This window comes from Pseudomonas sp. W2Oct36, assembly GCF_041060465.1.
In the GTDB taxonomy this organism is placed as follows: Bacteria; Pseudomonadota; Gammaproteobacteria; order Pseudomonadales; family Pseudomonadaceae; genus Aquipseudomonas; species Aquipseudomonas graminis_B.
This window is the reverse complement of the sequence record NZ_JAUERW010000031.1, coordinates 13,893-39,702: the sequence shown is the minus strand read 5'-3', so window position 1 is coordinate 39,702 and position 25,810 is coordinate 13,893. Positions and strand designations below refer to the sequence as shown.

21 protein-coding genes are annotated in these 25,810 nt (G+C 62.8%); 13 read left to right on the top strand and 8 right to left on the bottom strand.

Annotated features, from left to right (window positions below; all coding sequences use genetic code 11):
- Positions 1-201: 201 nt before the first annotated feature.
- Positions 202-1,086 carry a LysR family transcriptional regulator gene (locus QWI18_RS24690; protein WP_369320101.1) on the bottom strand — a complete coding sequence of 295 codons (885 nt, stop codon included), beginning with the start codon at positions 1,084-1,086 and terminating at the stop codon, positions 202-204.
- A 151-nt stretch (positions 1,087-1,237) separates the two neighbouring features.
- On the opposite strand from QWI18_RS24690, the gene QWI18_RS24685 reads away from it, so the two are divergent.
- The gene (locus QWI18_RS24685; protein ID WP_369320100.1) at positions 1,238-2,767 is read left to right on the top strand and encodes an MFS transporter; all 1,530 of its coding nucleotides are present in this window, start codon (positions 1,238-1,240) and stop codon (positions 2,765-2,767) included.
- A gap of 24 nt (positions 2,768-2,791) precedes the next feature.
- Here the strand turns inward: QWI18_RS24685 and QWI18_RS24680 are convergent, their stop codons facing one another.
- Positions 2,792-3,928: a glycerate kinase gene (locus tag QWI18_RS24680; protein ID WP_369320099.1), complete on the bottom strand. Its 1,137-nt coding sequence runs from the start codon at positions 3,926-3,928 to the stop codon at positions 2,792-2,794.
- A gap of 212 nt (positions 3,929-4,140) precedes the next feature.
- The gene (locus QWI18_RS24675; protein ID WP_369320098.1) at positions 4,141-5,226 is read right to left on the bottom strand and encodes a CdaR family transcriptional regulator; all 1,086 of its coding nucleotides are present in this window, start codon (positions 5,224-5,226) and stop codon (positions 4,141-4,143) included.
- Between the two features lie 189 nt (positions 5,227-5,415).
- Here QWI18_RS24675 and QWI18_RS24670 point away from each other — a divergent pair, with 189 nt between their 5' ends.
- Positions 5,416-6,579, top strand: a complete 1,164-nt coding sequence (locus QWI18_RS24670; RefSeq protein ID WP_369320097.1) for an alpha/beta fold hydrolase — start codon at positions 5,416-5,418, stop codon at positions 6,577-6,579.
- 196 nt (positions 6,580-6,775) lie between these two features.
- Here QWI18_RS24670 and QWI18_RS24665 read toward each other — a convergent pair whose 3' ends face one another.
- Entirely contained in the window at positions 6,776-7,489 is a 714-nt protein-coding gene (locus tag QWI18_RS24665; protein WP_065988595.1) for a FadR/GntR family transcriptional regulator, read from the bottom strand.
- A gap of 345 nt (positions 7,490-7,834) precedes the next feature.
- Here QWI18_RS24665 and QWI18_RS24660 point away from each other — a divergent pair, with 345 nt between their 5' ends.
- From QWI18_RS24660 to pncA, 5 genes are all read left to right on the top strand, one after another.
- Positions 7,835-9,184, top strand: coding sequence for an MFS transporter (locus QWI18_RS24660; protein WP_065988596.1), 1,350 nt, complete (start codon positions 7,835-7,837; stop codon positions 9,182-9,184).
- A gap of 86 nt (positions 9,185-9,270) precedes the next feature.
- On the top strand, positions 9,271-10,614 hold the full coding sequence (gene gudD, locus QWI18_RS24655) for a glucarate dehydratase (protein WP_369320096.1): 1,344 nt from the start codon (positions 9,271-9,273) through the stop codon (positions 10,612-10,614).
- A gap of 168 nt (positions 10,615-10,782) precedes the next feature.
- Positions 10,783-11,436, top strand: coding sequence for a DUF1345 domain-containing protein (locus QWI18_RS24650; RefSeq protein WP_065988598.1), 654 nt, complete (start codon positions 10,783-10,785; stop codon positions 11,434-11,436).
- 127 nt (positions 11,437-11,563) lie between these two features.
- Entirely contained in the window at positions 11,564-12,529 is a 966-nt protein-coding gene (locus tag QWI18_RS24645; RefSeq protein ID WP_369320095.1) for a D-2-hydroxyacid dehydrogenase family protein, read from the top strand.
- 50 nt (positions 12,530-12,579) lie between these two features.
- Entirely contained in the window at positions 12,580-13,230 is a 651-nt protein-coding gene (pncA, locus tag QWI18_RS24640; protein WP_369320094.1) for a bifunctional nicotinamidase/pyrazinamidase, read from the top strand.
- Positions 13,231-13,824: 594 nt separating this feature from the next.
- On the opposite strand, the gene QWI18_RS24635 is transcribed toward pncA, so the two are convergent.
- Positions 13,825-14,310, bottom strand: coding sequence for an N-acetyltransferase family protein (locus QWI18_RS24635; RefSeq protein WP_369320093.1), 486 nt, complete (start codon positions 14,308-14,310; stop codon positions 13,825-13,827).
- Positions 14,311-14,496: 186 nt separating this feature from the next.
- Between QWI18_RS24635 and QWI18_RS24630 the strand changes: the two genes are divergently transcribed.
- The 3 genes from QWI18_RS24630 (at position 14,497) to QWI18_RS24620 (ending at position 17,738) form a co-directional block, all read left to right on the top strand.
- On the top strand, positions 14,497-15,420 hold the full coding sequence (locus QWI18_RS24630) for a formate/nitrite transporter family protein (protein WP_369320092.1): 924 nt from the start codon (positions 14,497-14,499) through the stop codon (positions 15,418-15,420).
- A 265-nt stretch (positions 15,421-15,685) separates the two neighbouring features.
- Positions 15,686-16,369, top strand: coding sequence for a response regulator transcription factor (locus QWI18_RS24625; RefSeq protein ID WP_065988603.1), 684 nt, complete (start codon positions 15,686-15,688; stop codon positions 16,367-16,369).
- Positions 16,347-17,738 (top strand): HAMP domain-containing sensor histidine kinase, encoded by a 1,392-nt coding sequence (locus tag QWI18_RS24620; protein ID WP_296312810.1) that lies wholly within the window; start codon positions 16,347-16,349, stop codon positions 17,736-17,738. Before QWI18_RS24625 ends, QWI18_RS24620 begins: the two co-directional genes overlap by 23 nt.
- 82 nt (positions 17,739-17,820) lie before the next feature.
- On the opposite strand, the gene QWI18_RS24615 is transcribed toward QWI18_RS24620, so the two are convergent.
- The 3 genes from QWI18_RS24615 to QWI18_RS24605 all read right to left on the bottom strand — a co-directional run bounded on the left by QWI18_RS24615 (position 17,821) and on the right by QWI18_RS24605 (position 19,436).
- Positions 17,821-17,979 (bottom strand): hypothetical protein, encoded by a 159-nt coding sequence (locus QWI18_RS24615; protein WP_167355789.1) that lies wholly within the window; start codon positions 17,977-17,979, stop codon positions 17,821-17,823.
- Complete coding sequence (locus tag QWI18_RS24610; protein ID WP_369320091.1) at positions 17,979-18,845, bottom strand: zeta toxin family protein; 867 nt, start codon at positions 18,843-18,845, stop codon at positions 17,979-17,981. The genes QWI18_RS24615 and QWI18_RS24610 overlap by 1 nt, the downstream gene beginning before the upstream one ends.
- 180 nt (positions 18,846-19,025) lie before the next feature.
- Positions 19,026-19,436 carry a hypothetical protein gene (locus tag QWI18_RS24605; protein ID WP_369320090.1) on the bottom strand — a complete coding sequence of 137 codons (411 nt, stop codon included), beginning with the start codon at positions 19,434-19,436 and terminating at the stop codon, positions 19,026-19,028.
- Between the two features lie 206 nt (positions 19,437-19,642).
- Between QWI18_RS24605 and QWI18_RS24600 the strand changes: the two genes are divergently transcribed.
- Genes QWI18_RS24600 through QWI18_RS24590 form a run of 3 tightly spaced genes read left to right on the top strand, consistent with a single transcriptional unit; the run spans position 19,643 to position 25,422 of the window.
- Positions 19,643-22,873 carry an efflux RND transporter permease subunit gene (locus tag QWI18_RS24600; RefSeq protein ID WP_369320089.1) on the top strand — a complete coding sequence of 1,077 codons (3,231 nt, stop codon included), beginning with the start codon at positions 19,643-19,645 and terminating at the stop codon, positions 22,871-22,873.
- Complete coding sequence (locus QWI18_RS24595) at positions 22,863-24,029, top strand: efflux RND transporter periplasmic adaptor subunit (RefSeq protein ID WP_369320088.1); 1,167 nt, start codon at positions 22,863-22,865, stop codon at positions 24,027-24,029. The genes QWI18_RS24600 and QWI18_RS24595 overlap by 11 nt, the downstream gene beginning before the upstream one ends.
- Positions 24,013-25,422 (top strand): efflux transporter outer membrane subunit, encoded by a 1,410-nt coding sequence (locus QWI18_RS24590; protein WP_369320087.1) that lies wholly within the window; start codon positions 24,013-24,015, stop codon positions 25,420-25,422. The genes QWI18_RS24595 and QWI18_RS24590 overlap by 17 nt, the downstream gene beginning before the upstream one ends.
- Positions 25,423-25,810 lie beyond the last annotated feature (388 nt).

Genomic DNA, 25,810 nt, shown 5'->3' with positions numbered 1-25,810 from the left:
GAGCCGCATGGATGCGGCGAGAGCGCCGTCAGGACATGGATGTCCGTTCGGCGCGGGCCCACGGAGCGAGACCGGAGTGAAGGAACCCCGACGCAGGAGGGGCCCAACCAGGAGCAAGCACCCTTGGTTACTTGGGGTGCTTTTCCAAGTAACTCGCCGAAGGCGAAACCGAGGCCGTTAGGCCGACGCCCTTGATCTTTTTTACAGCGCCCCCGCGCCCTTGCCGCCCTTGACGTACTCAATAAACCTCATCACCGCCGGCGCCTTCTCGTGGCGTCGGTGGATCAGCGACAACGACGAGCTCGGCTGACAATCCTCAATCCGCCGATACACCACATTCGGCAAACGAATATGATCAACCACCGACTCCGGCACCACCGCCACCCCCTGCCCCAGACTCACCAACGCAATCACCGACACCAGCCCTCCCGGCTGCGGACCCAGCGTCGGCGCAAAACCGCCGTGGGCCGCCACCTCCAGCGTGCCGGAAATCTGCTCGGGGAGAATGAACGTCTCGTTCTGCAGATTCACCGCAGTGATGACCTTCAACTTGCCCAGCCACGAACTGTCCGGCAGCGCCAGGGCGAAACCCTCCGTCAGCAACTCCACGGCGCTCAAGGCATCCGGCAGCTGCATGGGAGAACGGATAAAACCCACGTCCAGCCGCCCCTCCTCGATCAGCCGCGGCAGCGTCGGCATCAGGTGCTCGTTGATGCTGAATTCAACCGCCCCATAGCGCTGCCGAAACTGACTGACGTGTTGCTGCAACACCCCGGAAAACACCGCTGAGGCGACGTAGCCCAACTCGATCCTGCCGGCCTCGCCACGGCCGGCGCGCTGGACGTTGTACTGCGCGGTCTCAAACTGCCGCACCGCAAGCTCCGCCTCGATCTGCAGCGCGCGCCCGGCCTCCGTCAGCCTCACCTCCCGCTGTTCCCGCAGAAACAGTCGGGTGCCCAAGGCATTTTCCAGGTCCTGAATCTGACGCGTCAGCGTCGGCGGCGCGATGCCCAGTTGCTCGGCCGCGCGAGTGAAATGCCGATGACGGGCGACCGCCAGAAAGTAGCGAAAGTGGCGGATTTCCATGAGACGTTACCTGGCAGGTAATGAAAACGCGGGGCGCGGGTAACAGAGCATAGGGTATATCCGCTTACTCTGTTGCGGCGAAGCACCACCCCGCCCCACTTCTTCACCACCCGCGTTAGCCCGCACCTAACAGCTTCCGGAGCGCCCGCCCATGTCTCGACCCAGCCCCCGCATGACCCTGCTCACGGCCTCCGGCGTGTGCGCGCTGATCGTGCTCGATACCAATATTGTCGCTGTGACCCTGCCGAGCATCGCGCGGGACCTGAATGCCGGGTTCGCCGACATCGAGTGGGTCGTCAGCGCCTACATGCTGGCCTTCGCCGCGCTGCTGCTGCCGGCGGGCAGTCTGGCCGATCGCTTTGGCCGCAAGCGCATGCTGGTCACCGGGCTGGTGCTGTTCATTCTGGCCTCGCTGGGCTGCGGCGCGGCGCCGGACATTCTGTTCCTCGACATCGCCCGGGCGATCAAGGGCGTCGGCGCGGCGCTGCTGCTGACCTCGGCGCTGGCGACCATCGGCCACGTTTTCCACGATGAAGCCGAGCGCGCCAAAGCCTGGGCGTTCTGGGGCGCCTGCATGGGCGTGGCCATAACCGCCGCGCCCACGGTGGGCGGGCTGATCGCCGACCTGATTGGCTGGCGCTGGATTTTCTACCTGAACCTGCCGGTGGGGTTGAGCTTGCTGCTGATGGTGTTGCGTAATATTGAGGAGTCGCGCAACGAGCAGTCGGCGCGTCTCGATCCCTGGGGCAGTCTGTTTTTCAGCGCCAGCCTGCTGAGCCTGATCTGGGGCCTGATCGAAGCCAACCGAATCGGCTGGGACCACCCGCTCACGTCTATGCGTCTGGCAGCGGGGGCCGTGCTCCTCGTGCTGTTCGTCATCGCCGAGCGCCTGCAACGGCGGCCGATGGTCGATTTGCAGCTGTTCAACTACCCGCGCTTCATCGGCGCCCTGCTCGGGATGTTCGCCTACGCCGGCTGCGCCCAGGTGATGATGACGTTGCTGCCGTTTTACCTGCAAAACGGCCTGGGCTTCAGCGCCATCGGCTCGGGCCTGGGCATGCTGCCCTTCGCGATCACCATGTTGCTGCTGCCGCGCTTCGGGCCGACGCTGTCACGGCACCTGTCGCCGGCCGCCATGATGGCGCTGGGCCTGACCCTCGTCGGCATCGGCAACCTGCTGTGCGCCTGGGCCACAGGGATTGGCGGCTACCCGGCGTTCGCGGCGGCGATGGCGGTGACCGGTGCGGGCGCGGGCTTGCTCAATGGCGACACGCAGAAAAACATCATGGCCTGCGTGCCACGGGAACGCACCGGCATGGCGTCGGGGATGAGCACGACCATGCGTTTCAGCGCGATCATGCTGGCGATCGGCGTCTACGGCGCGCTGCTCGCCAGTCATACGCTCGGTTCGCTGAAAGACTTACTGGCGACTGTCGCGCCCCGTCTTCTCGATCAGGCCGATCACATCGCCTCACGGGTGGTGGCCGGCGACATGCACGCCGCGCTGAAAACCATGGACGCCGGCGCGCGGGGCATGATTGAGCCGCTGGCCCGGGATGCCTTCGTCTCGGGCTTCGGCTCGGTGCTGTGGGTGGCAGGTCTGATCGCGCTGTTCGCGGCGGTGCTGGTGGGCACGTTGATGCGCAAACCGATTCCGCTGATGCACCTGAAGACCGCCTGATCGACGGAAACGATCAGGCCAGCGTCAACGGGCAGCGAGGGCCCACACCCGGGCGATATCCCGCGCGCGGTCGTGGAGCAACGTCGCCGCGTTGGCGCAGGCGAATTCCAGCGTCATCGGCCCGCTGGTCACCGCGAACGCGGCGCGGATGCCGTGGGCATAGAGGTCGGCGTAGCCCTCGCCCAGTGTCCCGGCCAGCACAATGACCGGCACGTTGTTGCGCTGCGCTATCCGCGCGACGCCGAACGGCGTTTTGCCGCGCAAGGTCTGGGCGTCGAAACGGCCTTCGCCAGTGATCACCAGGTCTGCACCCTCCAGCGCCTCGGCCAGCCCGGTCAGGTCGGCCACCACCTCCACACCGGGGCGGAACGAGGCGTTCAAATAGGCCTTGGCCGCGAAGCCCATGCCACCTGCCGCGCCGCTTCCCGGATATTCGCTCTCGTCGCGGCCCAGCGCCTGAGCCGAGTGCTCGGCGAAATGCCCCAGCGCCGCGTCCAGCGCCAGCACCTGTTCGGGCGACGCGCCCTTCTGCGGGCCGAAGATGTGCGACGCGCCTTGCACGCCGCAGAGGGGATTGTTGACGTCGGCGGCGACTTCGAAATGCACGCTGTTCAAGCGCGGGTCGAGCCCGGTCAGGTCGATTCGCGCCAGTTGCGCCAGGGCCAGACCACCGGCCGGTAGGGGCTGGTCGTCGTGATCAAGAAAGCGCGCGCCCAGCGCCGAGAGCATGCCAGTGCCGGCATCATTGGTCGCGCTGCCGCCGATGGCCAGAATCACCCGCTCGGCGCCTGCGTCCAACGCGGCCTTGATCAGCTCGCCAGTGCCAAACGTGCTGGTGATCGTGGCGTCGCGCTGGTCCAGGCTCAGCAGTTGCAAACCGCTGGCCATGGCCATTTCGATGATCGCCGTGCGCTTTTCGGCCAGCCACCCCCACTGTGCCTGCACCGATTGAGTCAGCGGTCCGCTGACCTGACTGCTCATCCATTCACCGTCGCAGGCAGCCAATACCGCTTCGATGGTGCCCTCCCCGCCATCGGCCATCGGGCACTCGACTAGTTCGGCGTCTGGCCAGACATCCCTCAGCCCGCGGGCAATGGATTGGGCGACACTCTGGGCGCTGAGGCTGTCTTTGAACGAGTCCGGGGCGATGACGATTTTCATATTGTTCTCCTTGTCTGAGGGCCGATCTTCGCACCGTGGGGCGACTTTACCGCCTTACGCTTGCACAACAGGTGGCTCTCTCGGTTGTTCATACGAACAAAGCCGCGAAAGCCTCTTACCTGACGACCATCTGCGCGGCCGCCAGCTTAGGGGACAGATTTATTTACAGCGCTTCACCGTAAATCAATCTGTCCCCGCCCCCCAAAAGTCCCTCACCTGGCCACCATCTGCGCGCCGAGGTACAGGCGCAAGAGATCTTCGGTCCGGTAGGGATCACAACCGGTCAGTTCGGTGATTTTCTCGAGCCGGTAACGCAGGCTGTTGCGATGGATGCCCAGCGCGTCGGCGCAGGCCTGGCTTTCGCCGCTGTAATCGAACCAGGCGCGCAGGGTGTCGAGCAACTGCGGGTTGTCGAGCAGGCGCTGGATCGGCTCGGCGATGCCTTCGGCCAACCAGTCGTGGCGGTTGCGCCAAAACAGCAGCGCGACGCGATGGCTGCCCAGACGCAGCAGTTTGACCGTCGGCCGCAGGTGGCGTGCGTATTCGAGCAGGTCGCGGGCGGCGGTGCAGGCGGCGCGCAGGGAGGGCAAGTCTGACGATGGCTCGACGGTCGCCATGCGCTGCACGGGCCAGCCCTGCTCATCGAACAGCTCCAGCAGCAAGGCGTCGTCGCGGTCTTTGCCCAGCGCACGGCACCAGTAAATTAACCCCGGCTCGCACGGCAGGCACCAGCTGTTGGCGTAGCGCCCCGACAGCCACGCACTCATCGCAGCGGCATAGGTGGCGTCTTCAGGCAGTTCGAGCAACACGGCCTGGCGCGGCAACTGCGGCTGCAGACCCAACTGTTCAGCTTCGGCGACCAAGTGGGCAGCGCTGTCGCCGAGCAACAACCGCGACAGCAAGTCTTCACTGCGCTGATGCCGCCACTGCTGATCAGCCTGCTGACGTCGATGCTCCATGAGCATCTCGGCGGTCATCTTCACCAGTTCCGCGTAGACCCGCACCTCATCCGGCTCGCCGGTGATACCGAGCACGCCGATCAGTTTCTGATCCAGCATCAACGGCAGATTCACCCCCGGGCGCACGCCGTCGAGCTGCCGCGCCGTGTGCGAATCGATCTCCACCACGCGGCTGTTGGCAAGCACCAGTTGCGCGCCTTCATGCCGGGTGTACAACCGCTCCGCCTCGCCGCTGCCAATGATGATGCCCAGGTAATCCATGACATTCACGTTGCACGGCAAAATCGCCATCGCCCGGTCTACGATGTCCTGGGCGAGGGCGTGGTCAAGGGCGAACATGAGGGGTGGCTGCACCGCAAAGGGAATGAGGGTTCATACACATCAGGTCTTGTTTTTGTGGGTGGTGGGAGTCTGCCTGAATTTTTCCAAGACTTCTCGCGCCAGTCCTGAGTGCATCGATATCCAACAGCGAGAGGCCGTGGCAGAGTGCGACCGTACCTTTATGGCCCTATCGAGTAATGCCTATTTATGTTGAGAACTGCCATCAAAAAGCTGCACCGTGTCACCCTCCTCCTTTGCGCCGTGACCCTTCAGGCCTGCGCCTCCACCGAGGTGCCTTTGGGGCAGGCAAGTTTTGCCGAGTATCGCCAGCAGACCATTGCCTGGATGGAGCAAAACCGGACCTTTCAGACGCCTGATCACCCCGCCGAGATCGAGTGGAATGCACCTCGGGAATGGCGACCCAGCGGGCCAGCCACACGAGGGATTTTGCTGGTTCATGGCTTGGGCGACTCGCCGTGGTCGTTCAATGACGTGGGCGAAGCGCTCGCCGCGCAGGGGTTTCTGGTGCGCACGGTTTTGCTGCCGGGGCATGGCAGCAAGCCGGCGGACATGCTGGGGGTGACGCTCAAGCAGTGGCAGCAGGTGGTGCGCGAGCAGACGCAGCTTCTTGAGCGGGAGGTACCGACGGTGTATCTGGGCGGGTTTTCGACCGGGGCGAATCTGGTGCTGGATTACGCCTACGAGCACCCGAATATCGCTGGCCTGGTGCTGTTCTCTCCGGCCTTCAAACCTGCCAACACCTACGCCTGGGTTACTCAATACATCGGCTGGTTTCGCCCGTGGCTGGCGAAGCCGGATGATGGCGTGCGCCCGATGCAGACGCCGGTCCGCTACCTGAACGTGCCCACCAACGGTTTCGCCCAGTTCTATCGCAGCGCGCTGCTGGCGCAGAAGCTCCTCGACAAAGGGGCCTACGACAAGCCGGTCTTCGTCGCCATCACCGAGCACGATTCGGTGCTGGACACCGCTTACGTGCTGGACACCTTCAACGCGCGCTTCATCCACCCCTTGAGCCGACTGATCTGGTACGGCAACGAACCGGCACCAGGGCAGAAAAACCCGAAGGTACTGGTGCGCAACGACTTCCTGCCCGAATACCGCATCGCCCGGTTCTCGCACATGGGGCTGATGTTTTCCCCCGCAAATCCGCTGTATGGGGTAAATGGCACTCAGCGGATCTGCTGGAACGGCCAGTCATCCGCCGACATGCAAAAATGCCTGAATGGCGAGCCGGTGTGGTATTCCGATTGGGGCTATCGAGAGCCAGGCAAGGTCTTCGCGCGGCTGACGTTCAATCCGTATTTCGAGTGGCAGTCGGGGGTAATGATGGAGGTGCTGGCGTACCCATAGTAGAACCGCGCACGCTTCGTAGGACCGGCTTCAGCCGGGAAGAGGCCAGTGTGGGCGCCACGAATTTTGCGGTGTGACGCCCGACGCTTTCCCGGCTAAAGCCAGTCCTACAGGACGACCGCGTTCACATAGTGGGACCGGCTTCAGCCGGGAAGAGGCCGGTGTGAGCGCCACACATTTCGAGCGATAAAGACCTTCACTCAACCGGCGCCAGCCGTTCTCGGCTGTTGCTCAGGTGCGTCCACATCGCGGCGCGGGCGGCGTCGGGGTCCTGGCGGCGGATGGCGGCGAGGATGGCTTCGTGTTCGAGGTTGGCCAGATACGCACTGTGGGTCAGGCTCGCGCCGGCCCGTTCGCTGGTGGCAATGCGGCTGCGCGGGATGACGGCGATGCCGAGGTTTTGCAGGATCTCCACGAAATAAGGATTGCCGGTCGCTTCGGCGATCAGCAGATGAAAGCGCCGGTCCGCTTCGACGCAGCTGTCTTCCTTGGCCAGCAGGTCCTGATAATCATCCAGCGCGGCGCGCATCGCCGTCAGCTGGGCCTGACTCCGGCGTTGCGCGGCCAGGGCGACGGCCTGGGTTTCCAGGCCCATGCGCAGCTCTATGATGTGCCGCACACTGAACGCCGTCTCCACCTTCAGGTGCAGCCCGCTCTGCTCCGAACGCGCCAGCACGTAGGTGCCTTTGCCCTGATGGGTCTCGACCAGCCCGGACGCCTGCAATTTGGAAATCGCCTCACGCACCACCGTGCGGCTTACGCCGTGCTCGCGGACAATCTCGCTCTCGGACGGCAGCTTCGCGCCGGGCGCAATGGTGCCCATCAAAATCCGCTGACTCAGGTCGGTGACCAGGTCCGTCGCCAGGCTGTGTTGGCGTCGCTTGGGTGGCAAGGGCCCGGTGCTGTTCAAAATGGTCGTCCTATAAGTATTGAAATAACCACGGCTGGCAACGCCTGCCGTCCACTTGTATTTTCCTGACAGCCCAGGCTCGTCACTCGTATCAAACCACTCGCTGGAAACCCAGGACGAAACGACCGCGGCCCTTGGAAACACAGCCACTCAGCACCCCATACCCACTCATCCAACTTGTCAGACAAGCGAGACTAGCCCGACGAAATACTTCCCGTAAGCCCCGCAAATGCGGTTGCCAAGGCGATCATTACTTGTATGATGACTGGCAACGGGGCCTACACACCTTGTCACACACAACTTGCTTAATTACCCGCATAAAAATAATCAGTGGGAGTTACCAGAGTGAACACATCCTCATCACGGGCGGATGACGCCACCGATTCCGTCCTGCAATCGGCGGTTTCGAAAGTCAAACGACACATCCTGCCGCTGTTCGTCATCATGTTCATCGTCAACTACATCGACCGGGTCAACATCGGCTTCGTGCGTAGTCACATGGAACATGACCTGGGTATCGGCGCGGCCGCCTACGGCTTCGGTGCCGGCCTGTTCTTCATCGCGTATGCGATGTTCGAAGTCCCCTCCAACATCCTCTTGCAGAAAGTCGGCGCGCGCATCTGGCTGACCCGCATCATGCTGACCTGGGGCATCGTTGCCGCGTGCATGGCGTTCATCCAGACCGAAACCCACTTCTACATCCTGCGCTTCTTGCTGGGCGTGGCCGAAGCCGGGTTCTTCCCGGGCGTGATCTACTACTTCACGCGCTGGTTGCCCGGCGTCGAGCGTGGCAAGGCCATCGCCATCTTCCTCAGCGGCTCGGCCTTTGCGTCGGTGATCTCCGGCCCGCTCTCCGGCCTGCTGCTGCAGATCGACGCCCTGGGCTTCCACGGCTGGCAGTGGATGTACTTCATCGAAGGCATGTTCTCCGTCGGCCTGTGCTTCTTCGTCTGGTTCTGGCTTGACTCCAAACCCCACGACGCGAAATGGCTGACCGAGGCCGAGAAAGACGCCCTGGTCAACACCATCGACGCTGAACAGAAAGCTCGCGAAGCGGCCAACCCGGTCAAGCTGTCCATCGGCAAACTGCTCAAGGACCCGCAGATCATCCTGTTCTGCCTGATGTACTTCTTCATCCAGCTGACGATCTACGCGGCGACGTTCTGGCTGCCGAGCATCATCAAGAAGATGGGCGATCTCACCGACTTCCAGGTCGGTCTGTTCAACTCGATCCCTTGGTTCATCGCCATCGTCTGCATGTACGGTTTTGCCTCGCTGTCGGCCAAGTGGAAACACCAGCAGGCGTGGGTTGCCGTGGCCCTGTTGATCGCGGCGGCCGGGATGTTCATGTCGACCACGGGCGGTCCGGTGTTCGCCTTCGTCGCCATCTGCTTCGCGGCGATGGGCTTCAAATCGGCATCGTCGCTGTTCTGGCCGATCCCCCAGGGCTATCTGGATGCACGGATCGCCGCCGGCGTCATCGCGTTGATCAACTCGGTGGGCAACCTGGGCGGCTTCGTTGCGCCGACCACCTTCGGCATCCTCGAACAGCAGACCGGTTCGATCCAGGGCGGCCTGTATGGCCTGACCGTCACCTCGATCATCGCCGCCATTCTGGTGTTTACCGTGCGCACGACGCCCAAGCCCGGCGCGGTGCCGGTGGCCAAGGTCGACGTCACACCCAGCCACACTTGAGCCAAGCGCTTGGGCCCTGAGCTCTGAGCAATGAAGACCGTAAAGACAGCGCCCCCGCCGCGCTGGGTACTCACAAGGATTTAGACATGAACACACAGCATTCCGGCAGCACCCCCGTCATCACCGACATGCAGGTCATTCCGGTGGCCGGCCACGACGACATGCTGCTCAACCTCAGCGGCGCCCACGGTCCGTATTTCACCCGCAATATTGTCATCCTCAAGGACAACGCCGGCCACACCGGCGTGGGTGAAATCCCTGGCGGCGAGAAAATCCGCCAGACCCTCGAAGACGCCCGGTCCCTGGTGGTCGGCAGCAGCATCGGCAACTACCAGAAGATCCTCAACGACGTGCGCCGCACCTTCGCCGAGCGCGATGCCGGCGGTCGCGGCCTGCAGACCTTCGACCTGCGCATCACCATCCACGCGGTCACCGGCATCGAAGCCGCCGTGCTGGATCTGCTTGGTCAGCACCTGGAAGTGCCGGTCGCCGCACTGCTCGGTGAGGGCCAGCAGCGTGACGAAGTGAAGATGCTGGGTTATCTGTTTTACGTCGGCGACCAGACGAAAACCAACCTGCCCTATCGCACCGAAGCCGACGCGGACAACGAGTGGTTTCGCGTCCGCCACGAAGAAGCGCTGACCCCGGAAGCCGTTGTGCGTCTGGCCGAGGCGGCTTATGCGCACTACGGTTTCGAGGACTTCAAGCTCAAGGGCGGCGTGCTCAGCGGCGATGCGGAAATCGAAGCGGTGACGGCGCTGGCCGAACGTTTTCCGAAAGCGCGCATCACCCTCGACCCGAACGGCGCCTGGTCACTGAAAGAAGCGGTGCGTCTGTGCCGCGATCAGCACAAGGTGCTGGCCTACGCCGAAGACCCCTGTGGCGCAGAGAACGGTTATTCGGGCCGCGAAGTGATGGCTGAATTCCGTCGCGCCACCGGCCTGCGTACCGCCACCAACATGATCGCCACCGACTGGCGCGAAATGGGTCATGCCATCCAGCTTCAATCGGTGGACATCCCGCTCGCCGACCCGCACTTCTGGACCCTGCAGGGTTCGGTGCGCGTCGCACAGATGTGCAACGAATGGGGCCTGACCTGGGGCTCGCACTCCAACAACCACTTCGATATCTCCTTGGCGATGTTCACCCACGCGGCCGCCGCTGCGCCGGGCAACATCACCGCCATCGACACCCACTGGATCTGGCAGGACGGCCAGCGCCTGACCAAGGCGCCGCTGCAGATCATCGGCGGCAACGTTCAGGTGCCGAAGAAGCCCGGGCTGGGGGTCGAGATCGACATGGACCAGGTGGCCAAGGCCCACGAGCTGTACAAAGGCATGGGCCTCGGCGCGCGGGATGACAGCGTGGCGATGCAGTTTCTGGTGCCCAACTGGACGTTCAACAACAAGCAGCCGTGTCTGGTTCGCTGATTCAGTGATTTCAACCGGTCAACCTCCCACTGGACGGGCCGGTTAACAGATTCACCTAAACTGCCAAATGGCGACCGGCGCGTAACCCCTTGCGCGCCGTTTTTCTTCATCATCTGCTGTAGCGGCCGCGTGCTACTGTTCGCGCATCTCACTGCCGTGAATTCCTCTATGTCCCGCCTTGCCAAGACCCACCCCCGCCTGACCATCGCCACCCTTGTGGGCGTCGCTGCCGGTATCGCCAGCGCGTTCGTCGCCCCCGACATTTCGGTGATCAGCAAATGCCTGATCGGCTGGAACGTCGCCGGCTGGCTGTACATGGCGATGATCATGCGCCGCACCTTCAAATCCAGCGCGGAGGACGTGCGCCGGGTGGCCGAAATCGAGGACGAAAACGCCGGCGTGGTGCTGTTCGTCGTCTGCGTGGCGGCCATTGCCAGCCTGGCGGCAATCATCCTCGAACTGGCCGGCATTCAGGACATGAAGGACGCCGATAAAGCGCTGCATTACGCCTTCACCGGCTTCACCATCCTCGGCTCCTGGCTGCTGATCGGCGTGGTCTTCAGCCTGCACTACGCCCGAGTGTTCTACACCTGGAACGGCGACAAGCCGGCGTTGCGCTTTGCCGATGGCGAAGAGAACCCGGACTACTGGGACTTTCTGTATTTCTCCTTCACCTTGTGCGTTGCGGTGCAGACCTCCGACGTCGGCGTCGCCACGCGCGGCCTGCGCAAAGTGGTGCTGGCGCAGTCGCTGATCGGGTTCGTGTTCAACACCTCGATTCTGGGGTTCTCGATCAACATCGCGGCGGGGTTGTTTAACTGACATTCAGCGCAGGTACCGGCACCTTCACGAGCAAGCTCACTCCCACACACGGACTTCCAGACCGCCCCGCGCAGGCGTACTGTGACCGCCACAAATCCAACATCGCTGCTGAACGAGGCCTCGCTCAATGACTCAGGATTCCGGGCTGAAGATTGCCGTACTCGACGACTGGCAATCGGTCGCCGAACACGTTGTGGACTGGACCGTATTGCAGCGGATCGGCGAGGTCAGTTTTCTCCATGACTACCCGGCGGATACCGACGCCATGGTCGCCCGCCTCAAGGACTTTCAGATCCTCTGCGTGATGCGCGAGCGCACGGTGTTCGATGACGCCCTGCTCACTCAGCTGCCGAACCTGAAACTGCTGGTGACCGGCGGCATGCGCAATGCGGCGCTGGACCTCAAGGCCGCCGCGCGCCTGGGCATCACCGTGGTCGGCACCGACAGCTATAAGTACGCGGCGCCTGAACTGACCTGGGCGCTGATCATGGGCGTGACCCGCAACCTGGTCGACGAAGCCAATTCCCTGCGCGCGGGCGACTGGCAGAACGGCATCGGCAGCGACTTGTACGGCAAGACCCTGGGCATCGTCGGGCTGGGCAGCATCGGCCAGAAAATCGCCCGCTACGGCAAGGCTTTCGACATGAAGGTGATCGCCTGGAGCGAGAACCTCACCGCTGAACGGGCCGCCGAGCATGGCGTGACGTACGTCAGCAAGCAGGAACTGTTCGAGCAAGCGGACGTGGTCTCGGTGAACCTGGTGCTCAGCGAGCGCAGCCGCGGGCTGGTCGATGCCGATTCGCTAAACCGCATGAAGCCGACGGCGTATCTGGTGAACACCGCCCGCGGGCCGATCGTCGACGAGGACGCGCTGATCGAGGTGCTCAACCAGAATAAAATCGCTGGCGCCGCCCTGGACGTTTACAGCGTCGAGCCGTTGCCCGCCGATCACCCGTTTCGCACGTTGCCCAACGTCCTGGCCACACCCCACGTGGGCTACGTGACCGAGAACAACTACCGGATGTTTTTCAGCCAGATGATCGAGGGCATTCAGGCCTGGCACGCCGGCGCGCCGATCCGCGTGTTGGCCTGACCGCGAACCGACTCATGGCCCCAAGACTCACTGCATCAAGGACTCAGATGATGACCACGCCGCTTTCCCGATTGCCCTCCGACCCACGCGCCGCGTTGCTGGTGATCGACATGCAATATGACTTCATGCCCGGCGGCGCGCTGGCCGTGGCCGAAGGCGATGCACTGGTGCCGTTGATCAACCGCCTCGGAGCGCAGTTTCGCAACGTGGTCATGGCCCAGGACTGGCACCCGCGCGGGCATGTGTCGTTTGCGTCGAGCCACGCCGGGCGCGCGCCGTTTGACAGCATCACCCTGCCCTACGGCGCGCAAACGCTGTGGCCCGATCACTGCGTGCAAGGCAGCCACGGTGCCCGGTTGCACGCCGACCTGGACATCACCCACGCACAGTTGATCCTGCGCAAGGGCTGCAACGCCGGCATCGACAGCTATTCCGCGTTTGTCGAAGCCGACCGCACCACGCGCACCGGGCTGGCCGGCTACCTGAGCGAGCGTGGCATCGACAGCGTGTTCGTGGTCGGCCTCGCCCTGGATTTCTGCGTGGCCTGGACCGCGCTGGACGCCAGGGCGGCGGGTTTCAACACCTGGGTGATCGCCGATGCGTGCAAGGCCATCGACCTGAACGGCTCGCTGGACCAGGCCTGGAAAGACATGGCCCTCGCGGGCGTCAACCGGATCGACAGTGCAGAGCTGACTGACTGACTGAATATATTGCCGACACTGGGAGCGTGACCGGGGTGGCGCTCCACTTTGCTCACGAAGAGGCCGGGACATTTAGCCACTTACTCTGTGGGCTGAAAGTAAGTCTTCGCGAGCAGGCTCGACTCCCACAGGATGGTGGACTGACTCAATATTTCGGCCCGTTCCTAGGACCTGTGGGAGTGAGCTTGCTCACGAAGAGGCCGGGTCATTCAGCCACTTTCTCTGTGGATTGAAAGTAAGTCTTCGCGCGCAAGCTCGACTCCCACAGGATGGTGGACTGACTCAATATTTCGGCCAGTTCCTAGGACCTGTGGGAGTGAGCTTGCTCACGAAGAGGCCGGGACATTCAGCCACTTACTCCGGCGGCTGAAAGTAAGTCTTCGCGAGCAAGCTCGACTCCCACAGGATGGTGGACTGACTCAATATTTCGGCCAGTTCCTAGGACCTATGGGAGTGAGCTTGATCACGAAGAGGTCGAGACATTTACCCACTTACTCTGGCGGCTGAAAGTAAGCCTTCGCGAGCAAGCTCGACTCCCACAGGATGGTGGACTAACTCAATATTTCGGCCAGTTCGTAGGACCTGTGGCAGTTTTTAACCCTCCCACATCGCAAAGCGCTTCAACCCTTCTCCCTCCATCCGGTAGCGCACCCACTCGTCCTGGGGCTCGGCGCCGATGGATTTATAGAAGTCGATCGCCGGCTGGTTCCAGTCCAGCACGCTCCATTCCAGACGGCCGCAGCCGCTGTCGTGGGCGATCCGGGCCAGATGGCGCAGCAGCTTCTTGCCCGCGCCGACACCCCGCTGCGCGGCCGACACGTACAGATCCTCAAGGTACAGGCCCTTGCGACCCAGCCAGGTGGAGTAGCTCAGGAAGTACACGGCGAAACCGATGGGCTGGCCATCCAGCAGACAGATCAGCGCCTTGGCCGGAGAGGCTTCGTCGAACAGACTGCGCTCGATGTCGGCGACACTGGCCTTGACCTCGTGCTCGGCTTTTTCGTAGATCGCAAGCTCGGTGATGAAGCCCAGAATGACGGCGGCGTCGGCACGGGTGGCGTCGCGAATGAGAAGGGTCAAAAGAGGTTCTCCCACATCAATGAAAAGGCTGCCGCCGTTGGCGAACGACGGGTAACGGATTGTGTCTCAAGCAGCAGCGCCGCGCAGCAAGCATGTGCAAGCGAACCGTCGCCTACCGAGCACTCTTGAACCGAGCACTCTCCCAAAGAACACGTTTCAACGTGCACTGACATCCAAAGGATCGCCATGGAACACGAACCAGACGGCAAGACCCCCGGCCTGACCCCGGAAGAAGAACGCGACATCGACGAAAACCAGCCGCCCCGGGCCGCCGTCCTTCACGAAACGATCCGCATGCAGGGCGATCAGGAACTGGAGCGTAACGTCGCTGCACTGTTCTGGTCGGCCCTCGCGGCCGGGTTGACCATGGGCCTGTCCCTGATGGCGATGGGGTTGTTGAACTCGCGACTGCCCGATGCCGAAGGTTTCAAAGTCATCGCCAGCCTCGGTTACAGCGCAGGGTTTCTGGCGGTGATTCTTGCTCGTCAGCAACTGTTCACCGAAAACACCCTGACTGCCGTGTTGCCAGTGATGAGCAAGCCGACGCTGAACAATGTCGTGCGTCTGTTGCGGCTGTGGACCGTGGTGCTGGTGGGCAACCTGTGCGGCACGTTGCTGGTGGCCTACGTCATGCTGCATCTGCCGATCTTCGACACCAAGACCGATCAGGCCTTCCTCGAAATCGGCCGCAAGGTGATGGAGAACGACACCTGGCAAATGTTCTCCAAAGGCATCATTTCCGGCTGGATGATCGCCACCATGGTGTGGATGATCCCGTCCATGGAAAGCGCGAAGATCGGCATCATCGTAATGATCACCTACCTGATGGCGCTGGGGGATTTCACCCACATCGTCGTTGGCTCGGCTGAGGTGTCTTATCTGGTGTTCGCCGGCGAACTGCCGTGGAAGGATTTCTGGATGATCTTCGCCGGCCCGACACTGGCCGGTAACATCATCGGCGGCAGCTTCATCTTCGCGTTGATCAGCCATGCGCAGATCCGCAGCGAAGGCGAAACGCCGGACAAGAAAGGCAAGAAGAAAGCGCTGGACGAAAAGCTGAAGCAAGGGCTGGGTCAGCCCAAAGCAGAATCGGATCGCAAAGGCGCGTAAGGCAACTGTAGGAGTGACCGGGGTGGCGCTCCACCTTGCTCGCGAAGCGTCCGACCAGACAAAACATGGTCGCCTGACGGAATGTATTCGCGAGCAAGCTCACTCCCACTAATCGACAGCACGATCAGAATTCTCCAGCGTGCCCCCTCCCCTCGGCTAGCACCAAAAAGCCCCTCATGCCCTTCTTAAATTATTTTTAAGAAATCCCGACTACGTTTAAAGGCAAAATGCAGGCTTCTGTCCTCTCACGTGGCCCTGACCTCACATGACGCGAATTCTGACAATCGAAGACGATGCCGTCACCGCGAAGGAAATCGTTGCCGAACTGAGCAGCCACGGCCTGCAAGTGGACTGGGTCGACAACGGTCGCGAGGGCCTCGTCCGTGCGGTCAGCGGCGATTACGACCTGATCACCCTCGACCGCATGCTGCCGGAAGTCGACGGCCTGGCGATTGTCACCACCATGCGCGCCCTGGGCATTGCCACGCCCATCCTGATGATCAGCGCGCTGTCGGACGTCGATGAGCGGGTGCGAGGGCTGCGGGCCGGTGGCGATGATTACCTGTCCAAACCCTTCGCCTCCGATGAAATGGCCGCGCGCGTGGAAGTCCTGCTGCGCCGCAGCAATCCGGTGACCCAGGCCGAGACCATGCTCAAGGTCGCCGACCTCGAACTCAATCTCATCACCCGTGAGGCCAGCCGCGCCGGACAGCCGTTGAACCTGCTGCCGACCGAATACAAGCTGCTGGAATTCCTGATGCGCAACAGCGGGCAGATCATCACCCGCATGATGATTTTCGAAGAAGTCTGGGGTTATCACTTCGACCCGGGCACCAACCTGATCGACGTGCACATCGGTCGCTTGCGCAAGAAAATCGATCCCCCTACCCTGACGCCGCTGATACGTACCGTTCGAGGCTCAGGTTATGTCATTGCCGAACCCGTCTAAGGGCTGGCGCTCCTCCAGCAGCCGGCTGCTGGCGCTGTACAGTTTCCTGTTTGTGGCCTGGAGCAGCATCCTCATGGGGGTGCTGTACTGGGAAGTCACCAGTTACCTCAACACCCTTGCCCGCCACTCGTTGATGCAGCGCCAACAGTTGTTCTCGCGCTTTGAAGGCGCGCAGCTGGACGATGCGTTGCGCACCAGCGACAAATTCGACATGCGCTCGGTCGACGCCTACGGCCTGTTCGACAAGGACATGAAGCCCATCAGCGGCCCGATCCAGAGCATTCCCGACGGCCTCAAGCTGACCGGCGAAATCCAGGAACTGAACACCTGCATCGATTCCGACGACCCGGACCTGCCCAGCTCGGGCTGCGACGCCGTGGCGATCCATACGCTGGATGATCGCTGGCTGATTCTGGTGCGCGACAACGGTTCGCTGTTCGCTGTGACCACGCTGATCCTGCGCGCGCTGCTGTGGGGGATTTCGCTGACGATCATTCCGGGTATCGCCGGCTGGCACCTGCTGGGACGCCGGCCGCTGCAGCGCATCAGGGCGATCCAGGCGAGCGCCGAAGCGATCGTCACCGGCGACCTGGCCCGCCGCCTGCCGGTGTCTGACCGACGCGACGAGCTGGACATGCTCGCCGACATCGTCAACGCCATGCTCGACCGCATCGAGCGCCTGATGAACGAGGTCAAGGGCGTCTGCGACAACATCGCCCACGACTTGCGCACCCCGCTCACCCGGCTGCGCGCGCAGCTTTATCGAATCCAGCAGCAGTCCCCGGAAGACTCGGCGCTGGGCGAGCAGATGGCCCAGGTGATCGCCGACGCCGACACACTGATGGCGCGCTTTCGCGGACTGCTGCGGATTTCCGAACTGGAAGATCACCAGCGGCGTTCGGCTTTCGGTCAGCTGGACCCGCAGCCGCTGTTGCAGGAGCTGCACGATTTCTACCTGCCGCTGGCCGAAGAAGGCCGTGTCTCGTTGCAGCTGAAAGTCGCCGAGCACCTGCCGCCGATGGTGGGTGATCGGGCCCTGCTGTTCGAGGCGCTGTCGAACCTGCTGAGCAACTCGATCAAATTCACCCCGCCGGGCGGCCAAGTGCTGCTCATCGCCCGCGCCGAAGGTGACACCACCTTCATCGAAGTACAGGACACCGGCCCCGGCATCCCCGACGCCGAACGCGAGGCGGTGTTCAAGCGCTTCTACCGCAGCGAAAACGGCAATCAGCAGAGCGGCTTTGGCCTGGGATTGTCCATCGTCGCCGCCATCGTCAACCTCCATGGCTTCAAACTGCGCATCGGCAGCAGCCCGTCCGGCGGCGCGAGCCTGGTGCTGGAATGCCGACGGGTGTTGGCGTTGGGGTAAAAAGACTGGGGCTGCAAGCTGCAAGCTGCAAGCAAAACGACAAAGCCGCCTCGAGGGCGGCTTTGTTAAATTGGGGGCGGGGTTACATTTTCCGGGCTTGCTCGATGATCTTTTCCTGCCGCGCCCAGGCTTTCTCCATGACATCCAGATAAACCCGCTCCTTCTCCTCGAAGGTGGCGTTGCGGACGAAGTCGGAAAACGGCGTCGACTTCACTGTTTTGAGTTTTTGTGGAGTAGCCATTATTCGTACCTCCTGGAATTCAGCCTGCGTTCAAGCGATGCCCGATCATAGGTTTCGGGTATGTGGGTGTCAATTTGCTGGATGTTCTGCCGGTAAGACTTGGTAGAACCATCATGATTCTTGATAAAAACATCCACGGTCACTGCATGGCCAAACTCGTATTTCAAACGGTTCACCACCTCCCGAGCCGCAAAGTATTGATCCACGAACCCCTGCATAGGGATGTTCCGGCCCTCCACTTTCTCGCGCGCCTGAACGAACTCCCAGGCTCTCTCGGGGTTTTGATAGACATAGAGCACCAACACGAACCGACCCCGCTTGAGCGAGCGCCGGATGTTGAGTGAAACCGTGTCGAAATTCGATGCCGTGCCGTCCAGCAGAACCGATTGCTGCAGCCGCAACGCCTCATCGTGAACGGCAGACACCAAAACAGAAACCGCTCGTTGAAACAGAGAAGAATTACTTCCCGTGTAGCCGGGCAATTCGGCGCGATAGGTATCCGGGTCGATCCGCAGCACTGATCCGCCGAATCGGCCGAGACACTCCAGGGATGCTTCGGTTTTACCAGCCCCGGGTGAGCCCGCCATAAACACCGATACAGGCGAATCCTCCGAAAGGTATATCGAAGGATCCGTCAGCCTCTTTGCAATCTCCTTCCTGTTCGCCTTGGCAGAAACAACAGCCTCTTCTGATATCCGTCGATCATCCGTATCCACAGTCACCCATCCTTTTATGAAGTCACGACAGTCCAGCGCCGCGCAGTATTCACGGGCGCTTCGACTGCGCCTATCCGACGTCACAAAACGAAACAGGATGCGCTGGTGAGCATTCACCGATGTGGATTCGTGCACACTGCCACGCAGCAAACACGAATCCTGTGGGAGCGAGCTTGCTCGCGAATAGGCCGGTACAGCCGCTCATTATCCGGCAGCCGGAATGCCGTCTTCGTGAGCAAGGTAGGTCGCCACCCCGGTCACCCCCCACATGGATCAGGTGTGCCGCGTGACAGTGCGCGACATCACCCGAACCACAAAGCAGCTTCCCCATCACCCCGGCATACAGGTGAAATCCACGCTGTGCCGCAGGGATTTCCCTTTCGCATCCTCAAGCTTCACCCGGTATTCCTCGCCCAGGCTGGACTCCACCAGTTTGTAATGCTCGCCCGCCTGGAACTGGCTGAATTGGATACCGGTCTGGCAGTTCATCTTTCCGTTGTCGCCGCTGCGTTCGACGATCAGGTTGACGTCGAGGGTATGGGCGCCGGGTTTGACTTCGAAGAAGCGGCCGTCATTCAGGCGCTTGCCGTCCAGGTCCTCGGCCATCAGCACGTCGGCGGGCTGTTCCTGCAAGCTGATCCACGCCTCGCTCGGGTCGGCTTTTGGCATGGGACCGGCGCAGGCGGAGAGCAACGCGACCAGACTGAACATAGGAACCAGCAATAACGATTTGGCTTTCATGACACGACCTCGGCAGTTGAAAAAATCCCTGATGTGCAGGGTGGAATTTCGAGGGGCGCAGGGTGCGTGGGCCGCGGATGAACAACAAATGAATCCAGCATGAAAGCAACCTGCTCACCGCACTAACGTTTTGTTCATCTGGCTGAAAGCCGCGTGTTAGGTACGTCCACCAACACTGCGCCCATTCGAAATGGGAGGTTTACGGCATGCTCGGGCTGGTCAGGACTGCATTGCTAAAGCCGTACACGTTTATCGTGTTGGCGATTTTCATCTGTATTGTCGGGCCGATGGCGGCCCTTAAAACGCCCACCGATGTGTTTCCGGACATCGGGATTCCGGTGGTCGCGGTGGTCTGGCAATACGCCGGGCTGTCGCCGGATGCCATGGCCGGTCGGGTGATCTACACCTACGAGCGCTCGCTGAGCACCACGGTCAACGACATCGAGCACATCGAGTCGCAGTCGCCGCCCGGCATGGGCATCGTCAAGATTTCCTTCCAGCCGGGCGTGGATATCCGCACCGCCAACGCCCAGGTCACGGCGGTCTCACAGACCGTGCTCAAACAAATGCCGGCGGGCATCACGCCGCCGCTGATCCTCAACTACAGCGCCTCGACCGTGCCGATCCTGCAGATGGCCTTTTCCAGCCCGACGCTGTCGGAAGCGAAGATTCGCGACCTGGTGCAGAACAGCGTCCGCCTGCCCCTCAGCGCCGTGCCGGGGCTGGCGATGCCGACGCCCATGGGCGGCAAGCAGCGGCAGATCACCCTGGACCTCGACCCGCAGGCGCTGGCCGCCAAAGGCCTGTCCGCGCAAGACGTCGGCAACGCACTGGCCGCCGGCAACCAGATCATCCCGGTGGGCACGGCGAAGATGGGCAGCGACGAATACACTGTGCTGCTCAACAACAGCCCCAAGGCCATCGACGAACTCAATGACCTGCCGATCAAGACCGTCGACGGCGCGCTGATCACCATCGGCCAGGTGGCCCACGTGCGCGACGGTTCGCCGCCGCAGACCAATATCGTGCGCGTTGATGGCCGCCGCGCCGTGCTGATGCCGGCACTGAAGAACGGCAACATCTCGACCCTGTCCATCGTCGACAACATCCGCAACATGCTGCCGCTGATCAACGAGACCCTGCCGCCCGCCCTGAAAACTTCGTTGCTGGGCGATGCCTCGGTGTTCGTCAAAGCGTCGGTGGGGAGTGTGGCCCGGGAAGGCATCATCGCCGCCTTGCTGACCAGCGTGATGATTCTGCTGTTTCTCGGCAGCTGGCGCTCGACGCTGATCATCGCGGCGTCGATTCCCCTGGCGGTGCTCTCGGCCATCGCGCTGCTTTCCGTGACCGGACAAACCCTGAACGTGATGACCCTCGGCGGCTTGGCGCTGGCGGTGGGGATTCTGGTGGACGACGCAACGGTGACCATCGAGAACATCAACTGGCACCTGGAGCAGGGCAAGGCGGTGAAGGACGCGATCATGGACGGCGCGCGACAGATCGTCGGCCCCGCGTTCGTGTCGCTGCTGTGCATCTGCATCGTCTTTGTGCCGATGTTCATGCTGCAAGGAATCGCCGGTTATTTGTTCCGGCCCATGGCGCTGGCGGTGATCTTCGCCATGGCCAGCTCGTTCCTGCTGTCGCGCACCCTGGTGCCGACCCTGGCGATGTTTCTGCTCAAACCCCACGTGCTGGAAACCGGCCCGGGCCATCACCCGGAAGACCCGTTCATCAATCACCACGAAGGCGATCAGCATGGCCGACAAGGCAACCTGATCCTGCGCGGCGCGTTGAAGTTTCAGCAGGGTTTCGAGGCACGTTTCTCAACGATTCGCGACACCTACCACGGCCTTCTTGGGCTGGCATTGCAGCGGCGAAAAGCGTTTCTCCTCGGCTTTCTCGCCTGCGTGCTCGCCAGTTTTGCGCTGCTGCCCAGCCTGGGCGAAGACTTCTTCCCGGCCACCGACGCCGGCGCGCTGTCGATGCACGTGCGTCTGCCACTGGGCACGCGCATCGAAGAAAGCGCGGCGGCGTTCGACCGCATCGAGCAGCGCATCCGCGAGATCATCCCGGCGGATGAGCTGGACACGGTGATCGACAACATCGGCATCCCCCTGAGCGGCATCGACATGGCCTACAGCAGCAGCGGCACCATCGGACCGCAGGATGGCGACATTCAGGTCACCCTCAAGGCCGATCACGCGCCAACCGCCGATTACGTCAAACGCCTGCGCGAAGCCCTGCCGCAAAGCTTTCCCGGCAGCCAGTTCGCCTTCATGCCCGCCGACATCAGCAGCCAGATCCTCAACTTCGGCGCCCCGGCTCCGCTGGACCTGAAAATCTCCGGCCCCAACGGCGACGCCAACCGCGCCTACGCAGTGGAACTGCAGCGCCGTTTGCAGCATGTGCCGGGCATCGCCGACCTGCGCATTCAGCAATCCACCGGTTACCCGTCGTTGCAGGTGAACGTTGATCGGCTGCGCGCCAAGCAACTGGGGATCACCGAAAAAGACGTGACCACCAGCCTCGGCGCTTCCCTGGCCGGGACCTCCCAGGTGGCGCCAACGTACTGGCTGAACCCGAAAAACGGCGTCTCGTATTCGGTGGTCGCGGCGACACCGCAGTACCGTCTCGACAGCCTGCCGAGCCTCGAAGCCCTGCCGATTACCGGTAGCAACGGGCAGTCGCAGATTCTCGGCGGCCTGGCGACGATCAGCCGCGCCGACAGCCCGGCGGTGGTCACCCACTACAACATTCAGCCGACCCTGGACCTGTTCGCCAACGTGCAGGGCCGCGACCTCGGCGGCGTGGCGGCGGACATCCAGAAGGTCATCGACGAGACCGCGCACCTGCGGCCCAAAGGCGCGACGGTCAGCCTGCACGGACAGATCGATGCGTTGCATGAAGCGTTCAGCGGTTTGAGCCTGGGCCTGCTCGGCGCGGTAGTGCTGATCTACTTGCTCATCGTGGTCAACTTTCAATCGTGGATCGATCCGTTCGTGATCATCACCGCCCTCCCCGCCGCGCTGGCCGGCATCGTCTGGATGCTGTTCCTCAGCGGCACGTCGCTGTCGGTACCGGCGCTAACCGGGGCGATCCTCTGCATGGGCGTCGCCACCGCCAACTCGATTCTGGTGGTGAGTTTCTGCCGCGAGCGCCTTGCCGAACACGGCGATGCCCTGCTCGCCGCGATGGAGGCTGGCTACACGCGCTTCCGCCCGGTGTGCATGACCGCGCTGGCGATGATCATCGGCATGCTGCCGCTGGCGATTTCCCAGGAACAGAACGCGCCGCTCGGCCGTGCGGTGATCGGCGGCCTGATCCTCGCCACCACTGCGACCCTGCTGTTCGTGCCGGTGGTGTTCAGCCTCGTCCATCGCCACTCAACACCCTGGCCTGCGAATGCCCTTGATGGAGAAACATCCCATGTCGTCTGAACACGCCCCTTCGCGCAAACGCCTGATGTTGCTCGGCATTGGCGGCCTGACTTTGGCGGCGCTGCTGGTCGCCAATGGCCTCGCCGCACGCACCCGCGAGGCACACGCCGTCGACGCCTGGACCGAGCGGCAATCGGTGCCCGTTGTCAGCGTTGTCGTGCCGACCCAAAGCGCCCAAGGCAACACCCTGCGCCTGCCCGCGCGCCTCGAGGCCTGGAGCAATGCGGCGATCAACGCGCGGGTCAGCGGTTACCTGAAAGACTGGGACGCCGACATCGGCAGCCATGTGCAGGCCGGTCAGGTACTGGCCCACATCGACAGCCCCGAACTCGACCAGCAACTGGCTCAGGCCCGGGCGCGTCTGGCCCAGCAACACGCCAGCGCGCGCATCGCCCAGACCACGGCGGCACGCTGGCAGCACCTGCTGACAACCCATTCGGTGTCGCAACAGGAAGTGGATGAAAAAGTCTCCACCGCCGTCGCCGCCAATGCCGATGTGCAAGCGGCAAACGCCGACTATCAAAGGATCGTAGCGCTGGAGGATTACAAGACCATTCGCGCGCCATTCAGTGGCACTGTCACCGCGCGCAACACCGACATCGGTCAGTTGATCAAAGCCGATGACGGCGGCGCCCGCCCGCTGTTCAGCCTCGCCGACACCCATCGCCTGCGGCTGTATGTGCCGATCCCGCAGAACTACGCCAGCGTGGTGCGCCCCGGCATGCAGGTTCAGCTAAGCGTGCCCGAGCATCCGGGGCAGACCTACAGGGCGACATTGCTGGGGGATTCCACGGCGGTGGATCCGCGCTCCGGCACCCTGCTGGCCCAGTTCATCGCCGACAACCCGGACGGCGCGCTGATGCCCGGCGACTACGCCGACGCCACGCTGCCGGTAAACAACGCCAGCGGCGGGCTGAGCATTCCGGCCAGCGCGCTGATCTTCCGCGCCAAAGGCACCCAGGTTGCCACCCTCGACCGCACCGGCCATGTGCACCTGCGCGACATCCACATCGCGATGGATCTGGGGGACCGGCTGATCATCGATCAAGGCCTCAAGCCGGCCGATCACGTCATCGATAACCCGCCCGATGCGCTGCGGGAGAACGATGCCGTGCAACTGGCGGACGCCGGAGGTGACCATGCGTACAAGGCTTGAAGCGCTGGCGCTGGCCGTCGCCGTGACGCTGCAGGGCTGTTCGCTCGCCCCCGTTTATCAGGCGCCGGCGGTTCAACTGCCCGCGCATTTCGCCGAGGACGCCGGGCCCTGGCATCCGGCGCAGCCTGCCGATACGGTGCAAGCCCAGTGGTGGGAAGCGTTCGAGGACGCGCAACTGAATGACCTGCAACAACGGCTGCTCAATGCCAACCCGGATTTGACGGCCGCGCTGGCGCACTACGACGCCGCGCTGGCGTATACCGGTCAGCTGCACGCGGGCCTGATGCCTCAGGTCAACGCCAGCCTGAGCCCGGTTCGTCAGCGGCAGTCGGATCGCCGGCCATTGCGCGGTGGCACGCAACCCTCGGTCTACGACAGCGACACCGCCGGTTTCAGCCTGAATTTCGACCCGGACCTGTGGGGCAAAATCCGCAATCAAGTGGCGGCCGGCGACGCTCAGGCTCAAGCCTCGGCGGACGATCTGGCGGTTGCGCGCCTGAGCCTGCAACGCCAGTTGGCGACGCTGTATGTGCAGGTGCGCGGGCTGGACGCGCAAAGCCGCATCCTGCAGACCTCGCTGGACGATTACACCCAGGCCCTGCAACTGACCCGCGATCGCTACGAGGGGAAGATCGCGTCGGCACTGGACCTGACCCGTGCGCAAAGCCAGCTCGCCGAGGCACGGGCGCAGCTGGATGACGTCAACGCCCAGCGCGACCTCAGCGAACACGCCATCGCCGAACTGGTGGGCGCGATGCCCGGAGATGTTCATCTGGCCCAGAACGCGCAACCGCTGAAACTGCCCGGCATCCCCCACACTTTGCCCGGCAGCCTGCTGCAACAACGCCCCGACGTCGCCGCCGCAGAGCGCCGGGTGTTCGCCGCCAACGCCAACATCGGCGTGGCGAAAGCGGCGTGGTACCCGGACTTCAGCCTGACCGGCCTGCTCGGCGGGCAAACCCAGGGCAGCGGCAATCTGCTGGCGGCAGCCAATCGTTACTGGGCGCTGGGGCCGCTGGTCAACCTGCCGATTTTCGACGGCGGCCGCCGCAGCGCGAACGAGCGGCAAGCCAAGGCCGAATTCGAAGAAGCCGCCGCGCACTACCACAGCCAGGTGCTCAAGGCGGTGTGCGAGGTGGAAGACAATCTGGGTCAGCTGCGCGATCTGCAGCGTGAATCCGAAGACCAGCACGCCGCCGTCGACGCCGCACAAAGCGCCGAACAGATGGCGATGAGCAGCTACCAGGCCGGGGCCGCGAGTTACCTGGATGTAGTGACCGCGCAAACTGCGGCGCTTCAGGCACAACGGCGGTTGCAGGTGGTTGAGACCAGCAGATTGCAGGCCAGTGTCGGGCTGATGGCGGCGTTGGGTGGGGGGTGGAAAAGCGGGTGAGTTTGTCGGCGCCGGCGCTGATCTTCCCGCTGAAAGATCCCGGGACACGTGGGAGTGACCGGGGTGGCGCTCGATCCTGTTCACGAAAAAGCCGAGGCATTCAGCCACATTCTCTGGCGGCTGAAAGTGAGCCTTCGCGAGCAAGCTCGACTCCCACGGGACGGTGGTGCGCCTCGGAATCTCAGGTTGCTGCAGGACTTGTGGGAGTGAGCTTACTCACGAAGGGGCCGGGGCATTCAGCCACTTTTCTGGTGGCTGAAAGTGAGTCTTCGCGAGCAAGCTCGACTCCCACGGGATGGTGGTTCGGCTCGACATTTCGGCCAGTTCGGGGACCTGTGGGAGTGAGCTTGCTCACGAAGGGGCCGGGACAATCGCACTTTTCTGGTGA

Bases quoted from the DNA above. Each gene is read 5' to 3' on its own strand.
- QWI18_RS24690 (WP_369320101.1), bottom strand. From the start codon at position 1,086: ATGGAAATCCGCCACTTTCGCTACTTTCTGGCGGTCGCCCGTCATCGG.
- QWI18_RS24685 (WP_369320100.1), top strand. From the start codon at position 1,238: ATGTCTCGACCCAGCCCCCGCATGACCCTGCTCACGGCCTCCGGCGTG.
- QWI18_RS24680 (WP_369320099.1), bottom strand. From the start codon at position 3,928: ATGAAAATCGTCATCGCCCCGGACTCGTTCAAAGACAGCCTCAGCGCC.
- QWI18_RS24675 (WP_369320098.1), bottom strand. From the start codon at position 5,226: ATGTTCGCCCTTGACCACGCCCTCGCCCAGGACATCGTAGACCGGGCG.
- QWI18_RS24670 (WP_369320097.1), top strand. From the start codon at position 5,416: ATGTTGAGAACTGCCATCAAAAAGCTGCACCGTGTCACCCTCCTCCTT.
- gudD (WP_369320096.1), top strand. From the start codon at position 9,271: ATGAACACACAGCATTCCGGCAGCACCCCCGTCATCACCGACATGCAG.
- QWI18_RS24650 (WP_065988598.1), top strand. From the start codon at position 10,783: ATGTCCCGCCTTGCCAAGACCCACCCCCGCCTGACCATCGCCACCCTT.
- QWI18_RS24645 (WP_369320095.1), top strand. From the start codon at position 11,564: ATGACTCAGGATTCCGGGCTGAAGATTGCCGTACTCGACGACTGGCAA.
- pncA (WP_369320094.1), top strand. From the start codon at position 12,580: ATGACCACGCCGCTTTCCCGATTGCCCTCCGACCCACGCGCCGCGTTG.
- QWI18_RS24630 (WP_369320092.1), top strand. From the start codon at position 14,497: ATGGAACACGAACCAGACGGCAAGACCCCCGGCCTGACCCCGGAAGAA.
- QWI18_RS24625 (WP_065988603.1), top strand. From the start codon at position 15,686: ATGACGCGAATTCTGACAATCGAAGACGATGCCGTCACCGCGAAGGAA.
- QWI18_RS24620 (WP_296312810.1), top strand. From the start codon at position 16,347: ATGTCATTGCCGAACCCGTCTAAGGGCTGGCGCTCCTCCAGCAGCCGG.
- QWI18_RS24615 (WP_167355789.1), bottom strand. From the start codon at position 17,979: ATGGCTACTCCACAAAAACTCAAAACAGTGAAGTCGACGCCGTTTTCC.
- QWI18_RS24605 (WP_369320090.1), bottom strand. From the start codon at position 19,436: ATGAAAGCCAAATCGTTATTGCTGGTTCCTATGTTCAGTCTGGTCGCG.
- QWI18_RS24600 (WP_369320089.1), top strand. From the start codon at position 19,643: ATGCTCGGGCTGGTCAGGACTGCATTGCTAAAGCCGTACACGTTTATC.
- QWI18_RS24595 (WP_369320088.1), top strand. From the start codon at position 22,863: ATGTCGTCTGAACACGCCCCTTCGCGCAAACGCCTGATGTTGCTCGGC.
- QWI18_RS24590 (WP_369320087.1), top strand. From the start codon at position 24,013: ATGCGTACAAGGCTTGAAGCGCTGGCGCTGGCCGTCGCCGTGACGCTG.